At 61.2% G+C, this 556-nt stretch carries 1 protein-coding gene; it reads left to right on the forward strand.

Annotated elements, in window-relative coordinates; translation table 11 throughout:
* Window positions 1-315, forward strand: a 315-nt coding sequence (locus QHC67_RS19085) for a hypothetical protein (RefSeq protein WP_319296746.1), incomplete at its 5' end; no start/stop codon positions are given.
* Window positions 316-556: the final 241 nt, after the last annotated feature.

Genomic DNA, 556 nt, shown 5'->3' on the forward strand with positions numbered 1-556 from the left:
ATCACCGCTCCTCGCAAAGAGCCGCTATCAGCATCCCCCAGCAGCTTCCCGCAAGGCGGCCTTCAGGACACGGTTACCGAACTGCCGCAAATATGGCATACTTCTCGACAGCGGTGCACCGATCCGCTTCAGAATGCTGTCGCCATCCTCCAGTGTTACCGCGACCATCTCACCTTCCATGGCATCGAGTTGATCTGGGGTCAGAACCGCGCCACCGAGGATAATCTGACCGGGCATCACCCGTGGAACGGCGCTGTCTTCTCTGACGCGGTACGCGACCTCAACACGTCCGAGGGCGGGATGTCCTTCGAGTAGAACCGCCTCTTCCCGCCCAGCTGGCGGCGGAACTTGAACGAAGAGAGCTCCCACGACACGGTGCAGATCGAGCTCGTGATTGTCGAAGGCCAGTGTCGGTCGGCCACTGCGAGGGTCGGTCGCTTCAGCAGCCAAGGAGTATCCTTCGCCGTTACGTGGGCGTAAAAGCCTACGAGCGAAAGCCTGCGTTCCGCGTCGACCGATAACTAGGTCATGATCGGCCGGAGACGAAGGCGCGGCC

Origin of the sequence: Sphingobium sp. (assembly GCF_033795625.1) — a bacterium.
GTDB lineage: Bacteria > Pseudomonadota > Alphaproteobacteria > Sphingomonadales > Sphingomonadaceae > Sphingobium.